This window comes from Christiangramia echinicola DSM 19838 (assembly GCF_000423065.1).
Taxonomy (GTDB): domain Bacteria; phylum Bacteroidota; class Bacteroidia; order Flavobacteriales; family Flavobacteriaceae; genus Christiangramia; species Christiangramia echinicola.
Window position 1 is genome coordinate 331,840 of record NZ_AUHG01000011.1, and the last position, 17,709, is coordinate 349,548.

The 17,709-nt window shown below is 37.5% G+C and carries 14 protein-coding genes; 11 read left to right on the forward strand and 3 right to left on the reverse strand.

What is annotated here, in order from left to right; translation table 11 throughout:
- The first annotated feature begins 227 nt into the window (after positions 1 to 227).
- The 8 genes from G530_RS0106590 (at position 228) to G530_RS0106625 (ending at position 12,165) form a co-directional block, all read left to right on the forward strand.
- Positions 228 to 3,101 (forward strand): TonB-dependent receptor, encoded by a 2,874-nt coding sequence (locus G530_RS0106590; RefSeq protein ID WP_026933779.1) that lies wholly within the window; start codon positions 228 to 230, stop codon positions 3,099 to 3,101.
- Positions 3,102 to 3,230: 129 nt separating this feature from the next.
- Entirely contained in the window at positions 3,231 to 4,253 is a 1,023-nt protein-coding gene (locus G530_RS0106595) for a quinone-dependent dihydroorotate dehydrogenase (RefSeq protein ID WP_026933780.1), read from the forward strand.
- Between the two features lie 3 nt (positions 4,254 to 4,256).
- Positions 4,257 to 4,871, forward strand: coding sequence for a LysE family translocator (locus G530_RS0106600; RefSeq protein WP_026933781.1), 615 nt, complete (start codon positions 4,257 to 4,259; stop codon positions 4,869 to 4,871).
- Between the two features lie 109 nt (positions 4,872 to 4,980).
- A complete protein-coding gene (locus tag G530_RS0106605) occupies positions 4,981 to 5,844 on the forward strand; it encodes a hydroxymethylglutaryl-CoA lyase (RefSeq protein WP_026933782.1) in 864 nt (287 codons plus the stop codon).
- 132 nt (positions 5,845 to 5,976) lie between these two features.
- The gene (locus G530_RS0106610) at positions 5,977 to 7,185 is read left to right on the forward strand and encodes a DUF4856 domain-containing protein (RefSeq protein ID WP_026933783.1); all 1,209 of its coding nucleotides are present in this window, start codon (positions 5,977 to 5,979) and stop codon (positions 7,183 to 7,185) included.
- A gap of 55 nt (positions 7,186 to 7,240) precedes the next feature.
- On the forward strand, positions 7,241 to 8,344 hold the full coding sequence (locus G530_RS0106615; RefSeq protein WP_035715973.1) for an imelysin family protein: 1,104 nt from the start codon (positions 7,241 to 7,243) through the stop codon (positions 8,342 to 8,344).
- A gap of 10 nt (positions 8,345 to 8,354) precedes the next feature.
- Positions 8,355 to 9,719 carry an HTTM domain-containing protein gene (locus G530_RS0106620; RefSeq protein ID WP_026933785.1) on the forward strand — a complete coding sequence of 455 codons (1,365 nt, stop codon included), beginning with the start codon at positions 8,355 to 8,357 and terminating at the stop codon, positions 9,717 to 9,719.
- A complete protein-coding gene (locus G530_RS0106625; protein WP_026933786.1) occupies positions 9,700 to 12,165 on the forward strand; it encodes a TonB-dependent receptor in 2,466 nt (821 codons plus the stop codon). Before G530_RS0106620 ends, G530_RS0106625 begins: the two co-directional genes overlap by 20 nt.
- 1 nt (position 12,166) lies before the next feature.
- Here G530_RS0106625 and G530_RS17480 read toward each other — a convergent pair whose 3' ends face one another.
- Positions 12,167 to 12,409: a hypothetical protein gene (locus G530_RS17480; protein ID WP_084519420.1), complete on the reverse strand. Its 243-nt coding sequence runs from the start codon at positions 12,407 to 12,409 to the stop codon at positions 12,167 to 12,169.
- 225 nt (positions 12,410 to 12,634) lie between these two features.
- Here G530_RS17480 and guaB point away from each other — a divergent pair, with 225 nt between their 5' ends.
- Complete coding sequence (guaB, locus tag G530_RS0106635) at positions 12,635 to 14,107, forward strand: IMP dehydrogenase (RefSeq protein WP_026933787.1); 1,473 nt, start codon at positions 12,635 to 12,637, stop codon at positions 14,105 to 14,107.
- Between the two features lie 69 nt (positions 14,108 to 14,176).
- On the opposite strand, the gene G530_RS16615 is transcribed toward guaB, so the two are convergent.
- Positions 14,177 to 14,710: an OmpH/Skp family outer membrane protein gene (locus G530_RS16615; RefSeq protein ID WP_035715976.1), complete on the reverse strand. Its 534-nt coding sequence runs from the start codon at positions 14,708 to 14,710 to the stop codon at positions 14,177 to 14,179.
- A 71-nt stretch (positions 14,711 to 14,781) separates the two neighbouring features.
- Positions 14,782 to 15,234 (reverse strand): SRPBCC family protein, encoded by a 453-nt coding sequence (locus G530_RS0106645; protein WP_026933788.1) that lies wholly within the window; start codon positions 15,232 to 15,234, stop codon positions 14,782 to 14,784.
- A 196-nt stretch (positions 15,235 to 15,430) separates the two neighbouring features.
- Between G530_RS0106645 and G530_RS0106650 the strand changes: the two genes are divergently transcribed.
- Both G530_RS0106650 and G530_RS0106655 read left to right on the forward strand, forming a co-directional pair.
- Positions 15,431 to 16,291, forward strand: coding sequence for a hypothetical protein (locus G530_RS0106650; RefSeq protein ID WP_026933789.1), 861 nt, complete (start codon positions 15,431 to 15,433; stop codon positions 16,289 to 16,291).
- Positions 16,254 to 17,702 (forward strand): peptidylprolyl isomerase, encoded by a 1,449-nt coding sequence (locus G530_RS0106655; protein WP_026933790.1) that lies wholly within the window; start codon positions 16,254 to 16,256, stop codon positions 17,700 to 17,702. Before G530_RS0106650 ends, G530_RS0106655 begins: the two co-directional genes overlap by 38 nt.
- The last annotated feature ends 7 nt before the right edge of the window (positions 17,703 to 17,709 follow it).

The window sequence follows — 17,709 nt, forward strand, 5'->3', positions numbered from 1 at the left end:
AATTAACCGAAGCTTATTTTTCCTTAAACTTATTTAAAAACTGCCTACATCATTAGTAGAATTTCATTTACTAATAAGATTTATAAGCGCGGTAAAAACAAGTGTAAAGCTCATTTTAATTATTAAAAAACCCTGTATTAGTCACGTTCAAAATGTTGAAAATGAAGTAATTGTAGTAAAAAACATAAATAATTAGTATATATTTAAGAAAACAAACCTTATAAAATATGAAAAATTATTACTTGTTAATTTTATCGTTTTTCTTTTGTTGGTTAGGTCATGCACAGGCCCAGACTATAAGTGGGGTAGTGCTTGATGAGAATTCTGAGCCTCTTGGTGGGGTTACTGTGGCCATAAAAGATACAAACCGCGGGACCAGTACAGATTTTGATGGAAATTATTCCCTGGAGGCGGAATTGGGACAAACTCTGGTATTTACCTTTGTTGGTTATGATGCTCGTGAGGTATTAATAGACCAGCAAGAAATTAATGTTACCATGGTTTCTGGAATGTCACTTGGTGAAGTAGTTCTTGTAGGATCTAGAAATCCAAGTAGAACGGTAGTAGAATCTACTGTTCCCATAGATGTACTGGATGTGCAGGAAATGACCGTGGCAGTACCACAGGTTAACCTTAACCAGATGCTGAATTACGTTGCACCATCTTTTACTTCGAATACCCAAACAATTTCAGATGGAACAGATCATATAGATCCGGCTTCGTTAAGAGGACTGGGACCAGATCAGGTTTTGGTTTTGATCAATGGAAAAAGAAGACATAACTCTTCTTTGATAAATGTGAATGGAACATTTGGTAGAGGTAGCGTGGGAACAGATTTAAATGCCATCCCTGCTTCAGCAATTAAAAGGATTGAAGTATTACGGGATGGAGCTGCTGCCCAGTACGGTTCAGATGCTATTGCCGGTGTTATTAATATAGTGCTGGTAGATAGAACCAATGAACTGAGTTTTAACGTTACTACCGGAGCAAACTTTTCTAAAAATGCTAATGAACAAACCGGAGGTGTAGATGGTGAGACTGTAAATGTCGCCGCGAGCTATGGAATCTCTTTAGGTGAAAAGGGCGGGTATGTAGCCTTTGCCGGTGATTTTGATTATAGAGAGGATTATAATAGAATGAAAGAATGGGAGGGCACTATATTCAATGCATATAATGCTATTGAATTTCGTGCTGCAAACAGTGGTGCTAATATTGCTAACCTGTCAGATGATCAGATCAAGGAATTTGCTCAGGATGTTTCTTATTTCAGCAGTGACTTCCAAAATGACATTGGTAATGCTCCAGACAGAGAAGCTTTACAGGATCTTTTAGGTCTTGATGTTACCCAGGAAGAGCTTAATGCCCGGGGCCTTGAGCGCACAGATTTCAACATGAGAGTGGGACAATCTGCTTTACGAGGTGGTAGATTTTTTGCAAATATGAGCCTGCCTTTAGATGATGCAGGAACCGAATTATATTCATTTGCAGGAATGAGCTCGCGTAGGGGTAATTCTGCTGGTTTCTACAGGTTGCCAAACCAGAGTAGAACATATACTCCTATCTATATTAATGGATTTTTGCCGGAGATCAATTCTAAGATCAAGGATCAATCTATTGCAGTTGGAGTTAGAGGTAAAATAAGCGATTGGGAGGTAGATTTTAGTAATACCTGGGGGAAAAATGAATTCCAGTATTTTATTTCGAATACTTCCAATGCATCCTTGCAGAGAGCAAGTCCAACCGCATTTGATGCAGGAGGATTTTCTTTTCTTCAGAATACAACCAACCTGGATATTAGTAGGTTCTATGAAGAAGTTTTTCTTGGTATGAACGTGGCCTTTGGAGCGGAACATAGATTTGAGAACTATGAAATTGAAGCTGGTGAAAGAGGCTCTTATGAACAATATACTCAGGATGGAGATGTGGTTATTAGAGCAGTCCAGGATCCTGCATTTGATTTTTTCGGAAGTGCAAGGCCGGGTGGTTCTCAGGTGTTTCCTGGATTTAGCCCTAAGAACGAATTATCCAGAGAGCGTAGTAGTATAGCGGGATATTTTGATTTGGAGGTAGATTTTAGTGAAAGATTTCTGGCAACATTTGCGACCAGGTTTGAAGATTATTCAGATTTTGGATCTACCCTTAATTTTAAATTATCATCCAGATATAAGTTAACCGATAATATTAATATTAGGGGAGCGGCGAATACAGGATTTAGAGCGCCTTCATTACACCAATTATATTTCAATTCAACTTCAACCATTTTTGATAATGAAGGTAATCCTCAGGAAGTAGGTACATTTTCTAACGATAGCAGGGCAGCACAATTATTGGGTATTCCTGCTTTGAAGGAAGAAACTTCAAAAAGTATAAGCCTTGGTTTTACGGCAAAAATCCCGGATGCTAATCTATCTCTAACCGTTGATGGTTATTTTGTTGCTATAGACGATCGTGTGGTTTACACAGGTCAATTCACCGGTCCTGGAACCGATTCAGAATTAGATCGACTTTTGGCGCAGGCAAATGCAACAGCCGCTTCATTCTTTGCGAATGCAATTGATACAGAATCTAAAGGTTTAGATATGGTTGTAACTCATAAAGCTATCTTTAACGATAACTTCAGTTTAAAATCTGATCTTGCCGCAACGCTGTCTAAAACGCAAAAGGTAGGAGATATTAATGCGTCAGACGTGTTGGAAAGAGCAGGACTTGTGGATACATATTTCCCGGAAGATAGCCGTGTTTACCTGGAAGAAGCAGTTCCAAGAACCAAGGTGAATCTTACCAATAGCCTGACTGCGGGAGATTTCAATGTCTTTCTTAGAAATGTTTATTTTGGTGAAGTAACTGAAGCTACTACGATTCTTGAAAATCAACAGGTTTTTGGTACTAAGGTGGTTACAGATCTTTCGGTTGGATTCCAGGCTACAGAGTCACTTACTTTAACCGTAGGTGCAAATAACCTTTTTGATGTTTATCCAGATAGAGCCGAGCCAGAGTTTGGAAACCGAAGTGATGGAAGGTTCGACTGGTCCAGGAGAGCACAGCAATTTGGAGTTGCCGGGCGTTTCCTTTTTGCAAGAGTGAGTATAAATCTAAAATAAGATTGAAATAAGTTTGAATGAGAAAGCAGCTGAGAAGCTGCTTTTTTATTTCTGGACTAACTGGAAGAGAATATACTGTGAGCTTTTCATTTATGTAAATTCAATTACTTTTGCGAAAACTTTCCAAGAATGTACAAATCCTTAATAAGACCTGCGCTTTTTAAATTTGATCCAGAAGAAATTCACTATTTCACCTTTAATTTTTTGCGTCGCTTCTGCAAGCTGCCTGGAGCATTATCATTTTTAAGGTCAAAATTTGAGGTGAAAGATAAAAGACTGGAAAGAGAGGTTTTTGGATTAAAATTTAAAAATCCGGTTGGTCTGGCTGCTGGTTTTGACAAGGATGCTAAGCTGTACAACGAACTTTCAGCTTTAGGATTTGGTTTTATAGAAGTTGGGACAGTAACTCCAAAACCGCAGGCAGGGAATGAGAAGCAAAGATTGTTCAGGCTTAAAGAGGATTCAGCCATTATAAACCGAATGGGTTTTAATAACCATGGAGTTGAAGAAATGGTGGAGCGACTTAAGAAAAATAAGAATGTACTTATTGGGGGTAATATTGGCAAGAATAAAGTAACTCCTAATGAAAATGCTGTAGACGACTATGTGTATAGTTTCGAAGCTCTTTTTGACCATGTAAATTATTTTGTGGTAAATGTAAGTTCCCCAAATACTCCTAATTTGAGAGAACTTCAGGATAAGGAGCCATTAAAGAAACTTCTTAATACACTTCAGGAAAGAAATAATAAAAAGGCGAATCCTAAACCAATATTATTAAAGATCGCACCAGATCTAACAGATGATCAGCTTATAGATATTATTGAGATCGTCCAGGAAACAAAAATTGCGGGAGTGATTGCTACCAACACTACCATTTCCAGGGAAGGTCTTAATTCTGAAAACAAAGCTGAGATGGGAGGTCTCAGTGGTAAGCCACTTACTAAAAGATCTACTGAGGTTATCCGGTTTCTTTCTGAAAAAAGCGGGAAAGCATTCCCTATTATTGGAGTGGGAGGAATACATACTTCTGAAGATGCAATAGAAAAGCTTGAGGCAGGGGCCAGCCTGGTACAATTATATACCGGGTTTATATATGAAGGCCCACAGATTATAAAGGATATTAATAAAAAAATCCTGGAGAAGGGCCTTTAGATTATGCTGGACCAGATCATTCCTTTTTTAACGGCTTCAATTCTTTTAACCTTTTCCCCGGGACCGGATATTATATATGTTCTGGTAAGGTCAATGGCCTATGGTGCAAAGCAGGGCATTATAACCGCTTTGGGTCTGGTAAGTGGGATCCTTATCCATACGAGTCTGGTTGCTTTTGGAGTTTCAGCTATAATTAAACAATCTGAAAATATTTTCCTGATCATTAAGATCTTTGGCGCGGTATATCTATTATATCTCGCCTGGCAGGTTTATAAAAGCAACCCAGACATAGCCTTTTCTTCTGAGGGCTTGAATAAGCGAAATTCTTTTAGCATCTTTAGAAAGGGATTCATTATGAATGTTCTGAATCCTAAAGTGGGAATATTTTTCCTTGCATTTTTCCCCGGATTTTTATGGGATCCAAAGGCTAATACTGTATTACAATTCTATATACTAGGATTGCTTTTTATGATACAGGCCTTGATGATTTTCAGCCTGGTTGCCGTACTTTCAGACAAGATCTCAAAGTACATCAAGTCGCATCCAAAATCGGGTTTGTTTTTAAAATGGATGCAGATAGTGATCTTTATACTTATTACGGGACTTATTCTGCTTTGATCGGTTGAAGAATTCCTAGTTTAAAATCTGGATTTCTGCTTTCAAATTTAAAATTATCAATAAAACGATATTCTTTTTCAATTTTCTTTAAAATGCTATCTTTGGCCGTATGGCTAAAGTGAAATTAATCGAATGTCCACGGGACGCAATGCAGGGGATTAGGGATTTTATTCCAACTGAGAAGAAGGTTCAGTATATACAGTCTCTTTTACGTTGTGGTTTCGACACCATCGACTTCGGAAGTTTTGTTTCGCCAAAGGCCATTCCTCAAATGAAAGATACCGCTGAGGTGCTTTCAAAACTTGACCTTTCAACCACCATAAGTAATCTTCTTGCTATTGTTGCCAATACCAGAGGAGCTGAAGATGCTTCAAAATTTGAAGAGATAGGTTATCTTGGATATCCTTTTTCTATTTCTGAAAACTTCCAGATGCGTAACACGCATAAAACGATTGCCGAATCTGTAGAGGTTTTGCAGGAAATTTTGAATATCGCAGATAGATCGAATAAAGAGGTTGTGGCTTATCTAAGTATGGGTTTTGGAAATCCTTATGGAGATCCATGGAATGTGGAGATCGTAGGGGAGTGGACAGAAAAACTTTCTGCCATGGGAGTTAAGATCTTATCCCTGTCTGATACTGTGGGGACTTCAACGCCTGAAATAATTGATTATCTCTTTTCAAATCTTATCTCAAAATACCCCAACATCGAGTTTGGGGCTCATTTGCATACCACGCCAAGCAAGTGGCATGAAAAAGTTGATGCGGCATTTAAGGCCGGCTGTCATAGATTTGATGGTGCCATACAGGGTTTTGGAGGATGCCCGATGGCTAAAGATGAACTTACCGGTAATATGCCATCAGAAAAAATGCTTTCTTACTTCAATTCAACAAAAGCAGATACGAATATTAAAATGACCAGTTTTGAGTCTGCATATAATGAAGCTTCTAAGATCTTTAATGCCTACCATTAACAGGATTTATAGTTTCCTATTGTACTATTAATAAATCTTATTTAAAATTAATCTAAATAAACTTGTGATAACACAAGCGGGTCTTTATATTTGCTGCCGAAAATTATTTTAAACCAGTCTAAATAAACGAATATGAAGAAGCTGTTGTTTTCAGCAATATTAGGAGGTCTTTCATTAGTTTCATGTACTTCAGATGATACTCCTACCCCCGGAGAAAATAAAATAGAAACTCCTGTAAATTATACTTTTCAAAGAGATGGTAATTCTACCGTTAGCTATAGTGGTCAAACCACAAGGCTTCAAATGGGAGCAGAATTAATGTCTAATTTCACCAATTTTGATTCAGCTTCAGAAGAGATGCTCATAAATATGTTTGCCAATGAAAATTCTCCTTTCGAGAATGCAAGCCTTAATGAGTCTTCAAAAAGCATTAGATCTAAAGTTGCCGCTTCTAATCTTTATTTCTCAACGAATAATGTAGAAGGAGCAGAGATTAAAAGTGATTTCGATTCTTATATATCAGGTCAATTTACTACCGTAAAAGGGAATAGTGAAGTTTTGGCTGAAGCTGGTGTAGCAGGACAGATAGCAGATGGTGACAATGTTCGTTATGTGAATGAAAACGGACTGGAGTATAACCAGGCATTCGCAAAAGGTTTGATAGGAGCACTATTATTAGACCAGATCGTTAATAATTACCTCTCAGCTCCGGTTCTTGATGAAGCAGATAACAGGGCTAATAACGATGCTGGTATTACCGAGGAAGATAAGGCTTATACTACCATGGAGCACAAATGGGATGAAGCTTACGGGTATCTGTATGGAGATCCTTCAATTCCTTCTGATGATCCAAATTCAGTATTAAATGAAAGCGATGATCGTTTACTTTTTAATTATTTAGGTCAGGTTGATGCAGATGAAGACTTTGCCGGACTGGCAGAAAGCACTTACGAGGCATTCAAAACTGGTCGTGCAGCAATTGTAGAAGGAGATTATTCAACTCGTGATGCTCAGGTCGCTATAATTCGTGAGAATCTTTCAAAAGTGATCGCGGTTAGAGCCGTGCATTATTTACAAGGAGGTAAAGCTGCCTTAGCTGAAAATAAAATGGGCTCTGCTTTTCATGAACTTTCTGAAGGTTTCGGATTTATTTATAGTCTTAGATTCACAAATAAGCCAGGAACTAATATGCCATACATAGCTAAAGAAAAAATAGATATGTATAAGGAGCAGTTGTTAGAAGGAAATGGTTTTTGGGATGTAACTCCTGAAACTTTGGATAGTATCTCTCAGGAGATCGCAGCGGCCTTTGGGTTTAGCGTTTCAGAAGCAGCAGAATAAAACAATTAGCCGGAGTTAGATTTCTAATCTGCTCCGGTTCTTAATATTTATACCTATGATAAGGATTTCAAAATTTTTATTGATCGCTACACTAATTTTCACTGCCTGTTCTACAGAGGATGATGGTAATGGAGACGGAGGTGGTACTGAAACTGATTCGTTTGATCGTGGAGCAATGCTGGCTAACTGGGCAGATAATATTATTATTCCGGCCTTCAGCAGCTTTAGTGGTTCTACTCAACAATTGGAGGATCTTACCGTAGCATTTACCAATGATCCAACAGAAGAAAATCTAACAGCGTTAAGAAGTGGTTTTGAAAGTTCATATATAGATTTTCAAGCTGTAGCGATGTTTGATATTGGGAAAGCAGAAGAGCTTAGTTATCGTAGGTTTTTGAATACTTACCCATTAGATGCAGCCGAGGTGGATAATAAAATAGCAAGTGGAACCTACAACCTGGAGTTACCATCAAGTTTCAAAGAACAGGGATTTCCTGCAATGGATTACTTGCTTTATGGAATTGGAGAAACTAAGGCAGAGGTTGTAACTAAATATTCTTCAGATAATTATAGAAACTACCTTTTGGATGTAGCTAAAAGAATAAATGACCTTACAGTTGAGGTAAATTCGTCCTGGCAAGGTGATTTTAGAGATGATTTTGTAAATAATACCAGTTCTTCCAGTACAGGGTCTGTAGATAAGTTTACCAATAAATACATTATGTATTATGAAACTTTTCTGCGTACAGGTAAAATAGGATATCCATCAGGAATTTTCACCGGTTCGCCTTCACCAATAAACGTAGAAGCATATTACTCAGCAGATCTTTCTAAAACACTTTACCTGGAGGCTATCAATAATATGGTAGATTTCTTTAATGGTAAATCTTTTAACGGAAATCAAACCGGAAAAAGTTATAAGCAATATTTAGAATATTTAGATAGAGGTGAGCTCGCCAGTGATATATTGGATCAGTTTGCTGCTATAAAATCTCAGGCTTCCAATCTAAATTCTAATCTTAAGAGCCAGGTAGAAACCGATAATACCGTTATGCTGGCTGCATACGATGAGTTGCAGAAAGCGGTAGTTTTACTAAAATTAGATATGGTCCAGGCTCTTTCTATTAGTATCAACTACGTAGATTCAGACGGTGATTAGTTTGGGATAGATGAGATCGTCCATCCCTAAATATTTCAAATCATATACTGATGCGGCTCCACTGGCTGTCTTCAGAATTGGATTTGGAATTATGATGCTGGCCAGCATTATACGCTTCTGGCTTAACGGATGGATCGAGAAACTTTATATAACCCCAAAATTTCATTTTAGTTATTACAATTTTGAATGGGTGAAACCGCTTGGCGATTTCACCTATTTGCTTTTTATAGTTTGTGGCCTGGCAGCTCTTTTTGTTGCCCTGGGATATAAATACCGAATCGCGATCATTACATTTTTCCTGAGTTTTACATACATAGAACTCATGGATAAGACCACTTATCTAAATCACTATTATTTTATAAGTATTCTTAGTTTTTTAATGATCTTTTTGCCTGCACATGTTTATTATTCCCTGGATGCCTGGAAGAATAATAAATTATCCTTTCAAAAGATTCCTCGGTGGGGTATCGATGCGATAAAACTTTTGCTGGGGATCGTCTACTTCTACGCGGGATTGGCCAAGATAAATTCAGATTGGCTATTAAAGGCTATGCCTCTTAAAATCTGGCTTCCTTCAAAATATGATATTCCATTTCTCGGAGATCTAATGCAGCAGGAATGGGTCGCTTATGCCTTTAGCTGGAGTGGAATGCTATATGATCTATTTATCCCCTTTCTTTTACTATGGAAGCGGACCAGGTTTTTTGCTTTCCTGATGGTGATCGTTTTCCATGTTTTAACCAGGGTTTTGTTTCCTATTGGAATGTTCCCGTACATTATGATCGTTAGCGCGCTTATTTTCTTTAGTCCTGAAGTGCACCATAGAATTTTAAGTAGAATTTCGAAATGGTTCAGGATCAATAAACAAAAATTCGACAATTCCAGAATGCTTTTTCAGAATCTGAAAATAAGGAGATTACAGATTACTGTAATTGCCCTATTCTTCGGAATTCAAATTTTATTTCCGTGGAGATATTTGATGTATCCAGGCGAATTATTCTGGACCGAAGAAGGTTTCAGGTTTTCCTGGAGAGTTATGCTTATGGAGAAAGCCGGATTTGCCCAGTTTAAGGTGGTTGATGCCGAAACCGGAAAAAGATTTTATGTAGATAATGCAGATTTTCTTACTCCTTTTCAGGAAAAACAAATGGCTTTCCAGCCAGATTTTATTTTAGAATATGCGCACTTTCTGGCTGATCATTTCAGAAAAGAAGGTCACAAGAATATTGAAGTCTATGTGGAAAACTACGTAGGCCTTAATGGCAGAAAAAGTGCACCCTATATAAGTCCTGATGTTAATTTGCTTAATTTCGCGGACTCTTTTAAACACAAAACATTCATTTTACCATTTAATGATGAAATTAAAGGTCTTTAGTATACTCTTCTTTTTTACCATTCTTGCCAATGCGCAATATACATTGAGCGGTAAAATAACTTCAGCAAATGATGGCGAACCCATTCCAAACGCAGAGATATGGAATAAAACGACGGGAAAACTTACGGTGGCTAATGAAAAAGGTGAATATAAAATTACCTCTTTAAAAACCGGAAGTAACGTTTTTGCAGTTTTCAGCTTTGAGTATGAGATCGTAGAACGAGAGATTGAGATCACCGGAGATACCAAAATAAATTTTGAATTATCTCCACTTGCAGAAAGCCTTAGTGAAGTAATGATCACCAATAGGCGGGAACAAATATTTGCTCTTCGAAAATTACGAAAAGTAGAGGGTACGGCTATTTATGCCGGGAAAAAAAGTGAAGTGGTTTTAATAGATAAAGTTACCGGTAACCTGGCGGCTAATAATGCCAGGCAGATCTATAACCAGGTAGTGGGACTTAATATTTATGACAATGGTGATGCAGGTTTACAGCTGAATATTGGAGGCAGAGGCCTTGATCCAAACCGGACTCAGAATTTTAATACCAGACAGAATGGTTACGATATTTCTGCCGATGTTCTTGGTTATCCTGAAAGTTATTACACTCCGCCACCAGAGGCTTTGAGAGAAATTCAGGTGGTACGTGGAGCAGCATCGTTACAATACGGAACCCAGTTTGGAGGCTTGATCAATTTTAGGTTCAAAGAACCGGTGCCAAACAAAAAAATAGAGCTTGTTTCCAGGCAAACTATTGGTTCTTATAACCTCTTTACAAGCTTCAACAGTCTAAGTGGAACCGTTGGGAAATTTAGCTATTACACCTATTATAATTATAAGGGAGGGAATGGATTCAGACCAAATTCTGAATATGATTCTAATAATGCCTTTGCACACCTGGGGTGGAAATTTAATGACCGCACCAATATTAGTTTTGAATATACTTACCTGGATTACCTTGCGCAACAGCCGGGAGGTTTAACCGATGCGAAGTTCTATGAAGATCCAGAATTCAGTAACAGGCCTAGAAACTGGTTCGATGTGAACTGGAATCTTTTCGCATTAAAACTGGAACATAAAATTTCAGATAAAACAGATTTTAGTTTGAACGTTTTTGGTTTGAATGCTACGAGGAAAGCCTTAGGATTTAGACAAAATAGGGTGGCTTTAGAAGATGATCCTGATGAGCCACGTGAATTACTGGTTGATGATTTTTCTAATTGGGGAGCTGAGGCCAGAGTTCTTACCAGGTATAACCTGTTTGCTGAAGAGTCTGTTCTTTTATTAGGAACCAAATATTACCAGGCTTATAACCAGCAGCAGCAAGGTCCAGGAAGTACCGCTGCCGGACCAGATTTTGAGTTTGCTACAAATGATTTTCCAGATTATAAAAGACAGTCTGAATTTGATTTCCCTAATCATAACCTAGCAATTTTCGGAGAAAATATATTTAATGTTACCAATAACTTTTCGGTTACTCCAGGTTTCAGATTCGAATATATAAATACCGAAGCAGATGGCTATTACAAAAATGTTGTCACAGATAATGCAGAGAATGTATTGTTAAATGAAACTATAGAAGACGACAGAGATTTTGAAAGAAGTTTTATTCTTTTAGGAGTGGGAAGTAGTTATAATTTGAATGCATCTAATGAGTTGTATGCTAATTTTTCTCAGAATTATAGATCGGTCACCTTTAATGATATCAGGGTTGTAAATCCAAGTTTCCAGGTAGATCCTAATATAAAGGATGAAGAAGGTTTTACATCAGATCTTGGAATTCGTGGTCGAATAAAGAATATACTTTCTTATGATGCCAGTGTTTTCGCATTGAAATATAATGATAGAATTGGTGAAGTGCTGAGGCCAGAAGAACGCGTGAACGCTCAGGGCGAACTGGAACAAACTGGAAGACTTGTAAGATATAAAGGAAATATAGGGGACGCGTTTATTTATGGAATTGAAACATTTGCTGAATGGAATATAAGAAATAGCTTTTTTGAGTCTGCAGAGAATCATCAATTAAATGCTTTTATAAACACAGCATTTACCAGGTCTGAATATATCAAGTCAGATCAGGTGAATGTGGAAGGAAGTGAAGTAGAATTTATCCCGGCGGTAAATTTAAAAACCGGACTTAATTTCGGGTATAAAAACTTCCTCGCTGGTTTGCAGTATACTTATTTGTCTAGCCAGTATACAGATGCTTCTAACGCTCCTCAAGTCAAAAAGGATAATAATAAAGGGATAGAAGGAGAAGTTCCTGCGTATGGGATCATGGATCTGTCTGCCTCATATAGTCTGGGGAAGTTCAAACTGGAAACGGGAATTAATAACCTTCTAGATAACTCATATTTTACAAGAAGAGCAACAGGATATCCCGGACCCGGAATTATTCCTGCACAACCTATAACCTGGTATACCACCTTGCAAATAAGGCTTTGATCTAAGCTGAAGCCTGGGGAGCCCAGTGATTGCAAAGCATTCCGGGAGCTGCCTTTTGTGGATTTGCACAGGTTGGAGAATGATATCTACTGCAGTTGAGACAGTTTGGTTCATTCTTGAGCGCAGCCTTCATTTTAAAGCTATCACAGGTATGTTGATATCCAACGCTGGTTTCATGTTTTGTGCAGAAATTGTTCTTGAATCTTTCGCAATTCATGCAGCTGTTACCTAATCTAATGCTCATAAGCTCGAAATTTTAATATATCTAAACTTACGCTCATAGTATTTAAGAAACAATATAAATAGCTTTAGTACAGCAGGTTAAGCTTTAGGTCATGCCAGTGTCTAACGAATTCTGGTTTTTAATTAAAATATAGCCTGGTCTAAGATTATTGTCTCTTAACACATAATAACCTGATTTTCTCACTTATTAACTATATATTTGCATGCAATTAAATCCTTAATTGCAATGATCGCACACGATTCAAAAATACTTGGCGAAGCTCTTACTTACGATGATGTACTTTTAGTACCTGCATTTTCTGAAGTTCTTCCCAGAGAAGTAAGCATTCAATCAAAATTCACCCGTAACATTCCAATTAACGTTCCTATTGTTTCTGCTGCAATGGATACTGTTACAGAATCCCGTATGGCTATTGCCATGGCCAGGGAAGGCGGTATTGGTGTGCTTCATAAGAATATGACCATAGAGCAGCAGGCACTTAAAGTTCGTAAAGTAAAGCGTGCAGAAAGTGGAATGATCATAGACCCGGTTACGCTTCCTATTACTGCTAAGGTTAGGGATGCAAAGGAATCTATGCGTGAACATAGTATTGGCGGTATCCCCATCGTGGATGAAAATGGTAAATTACTCGGAATTGTAACTAATAGGGATCTAAGATTCGAAAAGAACCTTAATCGTCCTATTGCTGAAGTGATGACTTCTGAAAATCTGGTAACCGTTTCTGAAGGTACTTCTTTAGATGAAGCTGAAGATATACTGCAGGAAAATAAGATCGAAAAGTTACCTGTGATCAATAAAGATCTAAAGTTAGTTGGCCTTATTACTTTTCGTGATATCACCAAGCTTACGCAAAAGCCTATGGCTAATAAAGATACCTATGGTAGATTAAGGGTGGCTGCAGCTGTTGGCGTTACCGGTGATGCTGTAGATAGAGTAGAAGCTTTAGTCAATGCCGGTGTAGATGCGATCATTATAGATACTGCTCATGGACATACCAAAGGAGTAGTTCATGTGCTACAGGAAGTAAAGAAAAAATTTAAGGATCTTGAAGTGGTAGTTGGAAATATTGCTACTGGAGAAGCTGCAAAATATTTAGTGGAAGCTGGAGCAGATGCTGTGAAGGTTGGGATAGGACCTGGTTCTATTTGTACTACAAGGGTAGTGGCTGGAGTTGGATTTCCACAGTTTTCAGCAGTGTTAGAAGTTGCGGCAGCCATTAAGGGATCTGGAGTGCCCGTTATTGCAGATGGGGGAATTAGGTATACAGGTGATATTCCTAAAGCCATTGCGGCGGGAGCAGATTGTGTGATGTTAGGTTCCTTGCTTGCAGGTACAAAAGAATCTCCAGGAGAAACGATAATTTATGAAGGACGAAAATTCAAGTCTTATCGAGGAATGGGTTCTGTTGAGGCAATGGAAAAAGGATCTAAAGACCGTTACTTCCAGGATGTAGAAGATGATATTAAGAAATTAGTGCCGGAAGGAATTGTAGGTCGAGTGCCTTACAAAGGTGATCTGGAAGAAAGTATTCATCAATTCATTGGTGGACTAAAAGCCGGAATGGGCTATTGTGGAGCAAAAGATGTTGAAACACTTAAAGAAACCGGTAAATTCGTGAAGATCACTGCTGCCGGAGTACATGAAAGTCATCCTCATGATGTGACCATTACCAAAGAATCTCCTAATTATAGTAGATAATAGAATTACAGATAAAAAAAATGCCCTGAATTTTCAGGGCATTTTTTGTTTATTAAATCTAATTGAGATCTATTTATTTTCAGCGGTATCCTCTGCAGGTTGAGGTTCAATGCCTAACTGGTTCATTACTTTCTCTGTAATGTCATCTTCAGGTCGTGAATATGCCAGTCCGCTTGCTCCGCTATGGAATATTTGAGTAAAACCATCTGCCTTAATTACCTTTTGCATGGCAGCATCGATCTTGTCGTACAAAGGACCATTTAATTCGCTGCGCTTCATTTGCATCATTACGGATGCTTTCTGACGGAAACCTTTAATATTATTTTCCAGGTCGATGATCTTGTTTTCTTTTTCTTTCTTTGCTTCCTCTTCAAGACTTGCTACAGATTCCTGGTAGTCTTTTACAAGACCTTCATATTCCTGAATAGTTGATTTTAAATCTGCCTGTAATTTTTCATTATAGGTTTCAAGGCTTTTGTTTACCTCAGCCGATTCCGGTAATTGGGAAAGAATATATTCGGCATCTATAGTACCGATCTTAGATTGTGCATTTGATGAGAATGCGACTAACATCATTAAAATTGCTAAACTTAATCGTTTCATTTTGTGATATTTTTTCGCAAATATAACAGCCTGAGCAGAATATATCTAGGATTTTATTTCAAAAAAATAATCTACCTGTCCAGGACACTTTTCCCATCCTCGACGAAAGCTTTAAAATCTTCCATGTATTTTCTGGATTGCTTTTTAAAAGCACCAGGCATGAACCATCCAAATAATTTCATGAATCCACTGAACTTGAATTTATTATCTGTGACCCATAAGGTGTTTTTTTCCATGGTAGGAGAAAATTTATTGATCTGATAATTATAAACTCCCTTTGCCTCATAAGTCGCACTGTACTCATCTGGCAAATTATTTTTAATGATGGTTTCTGTCATTTCAATCTCACGTTTGCCCATGTCATATTTCAATAGATTCTGCGATCCTTCTTCTCCCGTTTTTCCATTTATAGGTTTCATAAATACAAATCCTCGCTGCCAGTGTTTCATATTATCGGGGTTAGAATATTTTTCTACCACTTCTTTTCGAGGTTTATTAATGGTTATTTCCTGTATATATTTCATAATCGATTGGTTTGTTGATTATTAAAGATAATGTAGAATTAAATATTTTAGAAATTTATAATTTAAATCTGCAGTTTTCGTTATGCCTTTAGCTTGCAGAACCTTAACTAATTCTTATTTTTGCCCGGATAGAGATTTTATGATAAGGTAACATCTCTTCTGGCATTCAAATTGAGAGATGCTAAAAAAATTGATTTTGAAGAGAAATTTTAGCAGATTTATTTTATTTCTTTTTTCGCTGGTCCTTTATAGCTGCGAATATTTTCAGCAATCTGATGATCGTAAAGTGGTGGTAAGGGTGAATGATTCTTATTTATATGAAAGCGATATTCAGGCTTTGATCAATGAAAACACCTCTTCTGAAGACAGCTCGATCATAGTTTCAAATTATATCACTCGATGGGCTACCCAGCAATTGTTAATAGACCGCGCAGAGTTGAATTTGCCGCAGTCCCAGCAGATAGAGTTTAACGAACTGGTGAATAATTACAGGAATGAGCTGTATACAAATGCCTATACAGATGCTGTAGTTTCCAGGGATTTGGATACTACCTTAAATCGTGAGGACGTTCAGCAATATTATGAACAGAATAAGGAGAATTTTATTCTCAACGAAGACCTGGTTAAACTCAGGTATATTAACATGGCCAAGAATAGTAATAACCTGGATGATATTAAGAAAAAGATTATCAGGTTCAATGATGAAGATCAACAGGATCTTTTGAATATGGCTATTCAGTTCAAGAATTATTCGATGAATGATTCGGTTTGGGTAAAAACCAAATCTGTATATGATAAAATTGGTCCACTATCTGTGGAAGACAGAGCAAGCTTGCTTAAGAAATCTAATTTTATGGAATTGCAGGATTCGCTAAATGTGTATCTTGTGTACGTAAATGACGTTCTAAGCCGAAATGAGCAGGCGCCTATAGAATACGCTTCGGCAACCATTCGCGAGATTTTGCTGAATAAGCGAAAGCAAGCGTTAATTAAAGAATTAGAAAAAGATATTACTAAAGATGCAATTAAGAATAATGAATTTGAAATTATCAATTAAACCTGTTTTAGTAGGCTTCGGTGTTATGCTTTCCTCTTTTGGATATGCTCAGGAAGTGATCGTTACAGATAGTACCGCCATTCAGCCGGATGCTGAAGTTAAAAAAGTAGAGAAAAGCCAGCAAGGTAATCAGCGTAAGAAAGTAGATGGAATTGCAGCAGTAATTGGGGAATATATCATTCTGGATAGTGATATCGATCTTATGTACAAAGATATGCAGAGCCAGGGGATGTCTACTGGAGATGTTACAGATTGTAATCTTGCAGGTTCTTTAATGGAGAACAAACTTTACGCTCACCATGCCATCCAGGATAGTATCATTATTCCTGATGCGCAGATCAACGGGATCGTAGATCAAAGACTTCAGGGATTAACTCAACAGGCTGGTTCTATGGAGAAGATCCTGGAATTCTATAATAAAGAAAGTGAAGCTGAGCTTAGACAGGAGATTTTCGATCTTACCAAGCAAAGCCAGTTGACTCAAAGAATGCAGCAAAAGATCATCGAGGAGATAGAAATTACTCCTGAAGAGGTTAGACAGTATTATAACAAGATGGAAGAAAAACCAATGTTTGGAACAGAGGTAGAACTTTCCCAGATTGTTATAGAGCCGGAAATCCCTGCCTCAGAAAAGAAAAAAATAATAGACAGGCTGAATGAATTTAAGGCTGATATCGAGGAAAATGGAGCAAGCTTCTCTACAAAAGCAGTGCTTTATTCTCAGGATCCGGGAACGGCTTCAGATGGAGGTAGAGTTACTTTGACTAGAAAAGATCCTTTTGTAAAAGAATTTAAAGATGTTGCTTTCAGCCTTCAGGAAACTGAAATTAGTGAACCTTTCGAAACCGAATTTGGATATCATATCATTCAAATTGATAAGATTCGCGGGCAAACAGTAGAATTAAGACATATACTTTTAATTCCTGATGTTACCAATGCTTCCGTAGAAAAAGCAAGAGCAGAGATTGATACCATCAGAAATAGAATAGTTGAAGGGGATATCGAATTTGCTGAAGCGGCGAAAGAAGCTTCAGATGAAGAGGAAACTAAAAATGATGGTGGAAAGCTTATTAATCCCCGTACCGGAGATACCAGGTTCGAATTGACAAAAATTGACCCTGAATTATTCAAGCAGGTAGAAGATCTTGATGAAGGAGAACTTTCACCAGTATTAACTCAAAAAGATAGAACGGGTAGACCTCAGTTCAAAATAATTAAAGTGACTAAGAAAATAGCTGAGCATGAAGCAGATTATGCTACAGATTTTCAGAAAATAAAAGAACTTGCCCTTCGTGACAAGCAATTAGATGCTATTGAAAAATGGCAGAAAGAGAAGATTGCCGACACTTATATTAAAGTGAATGGTAAATATCGTGATTGTGAGTATACGAGCGACTGGGTTAAAAACTAAAATATAA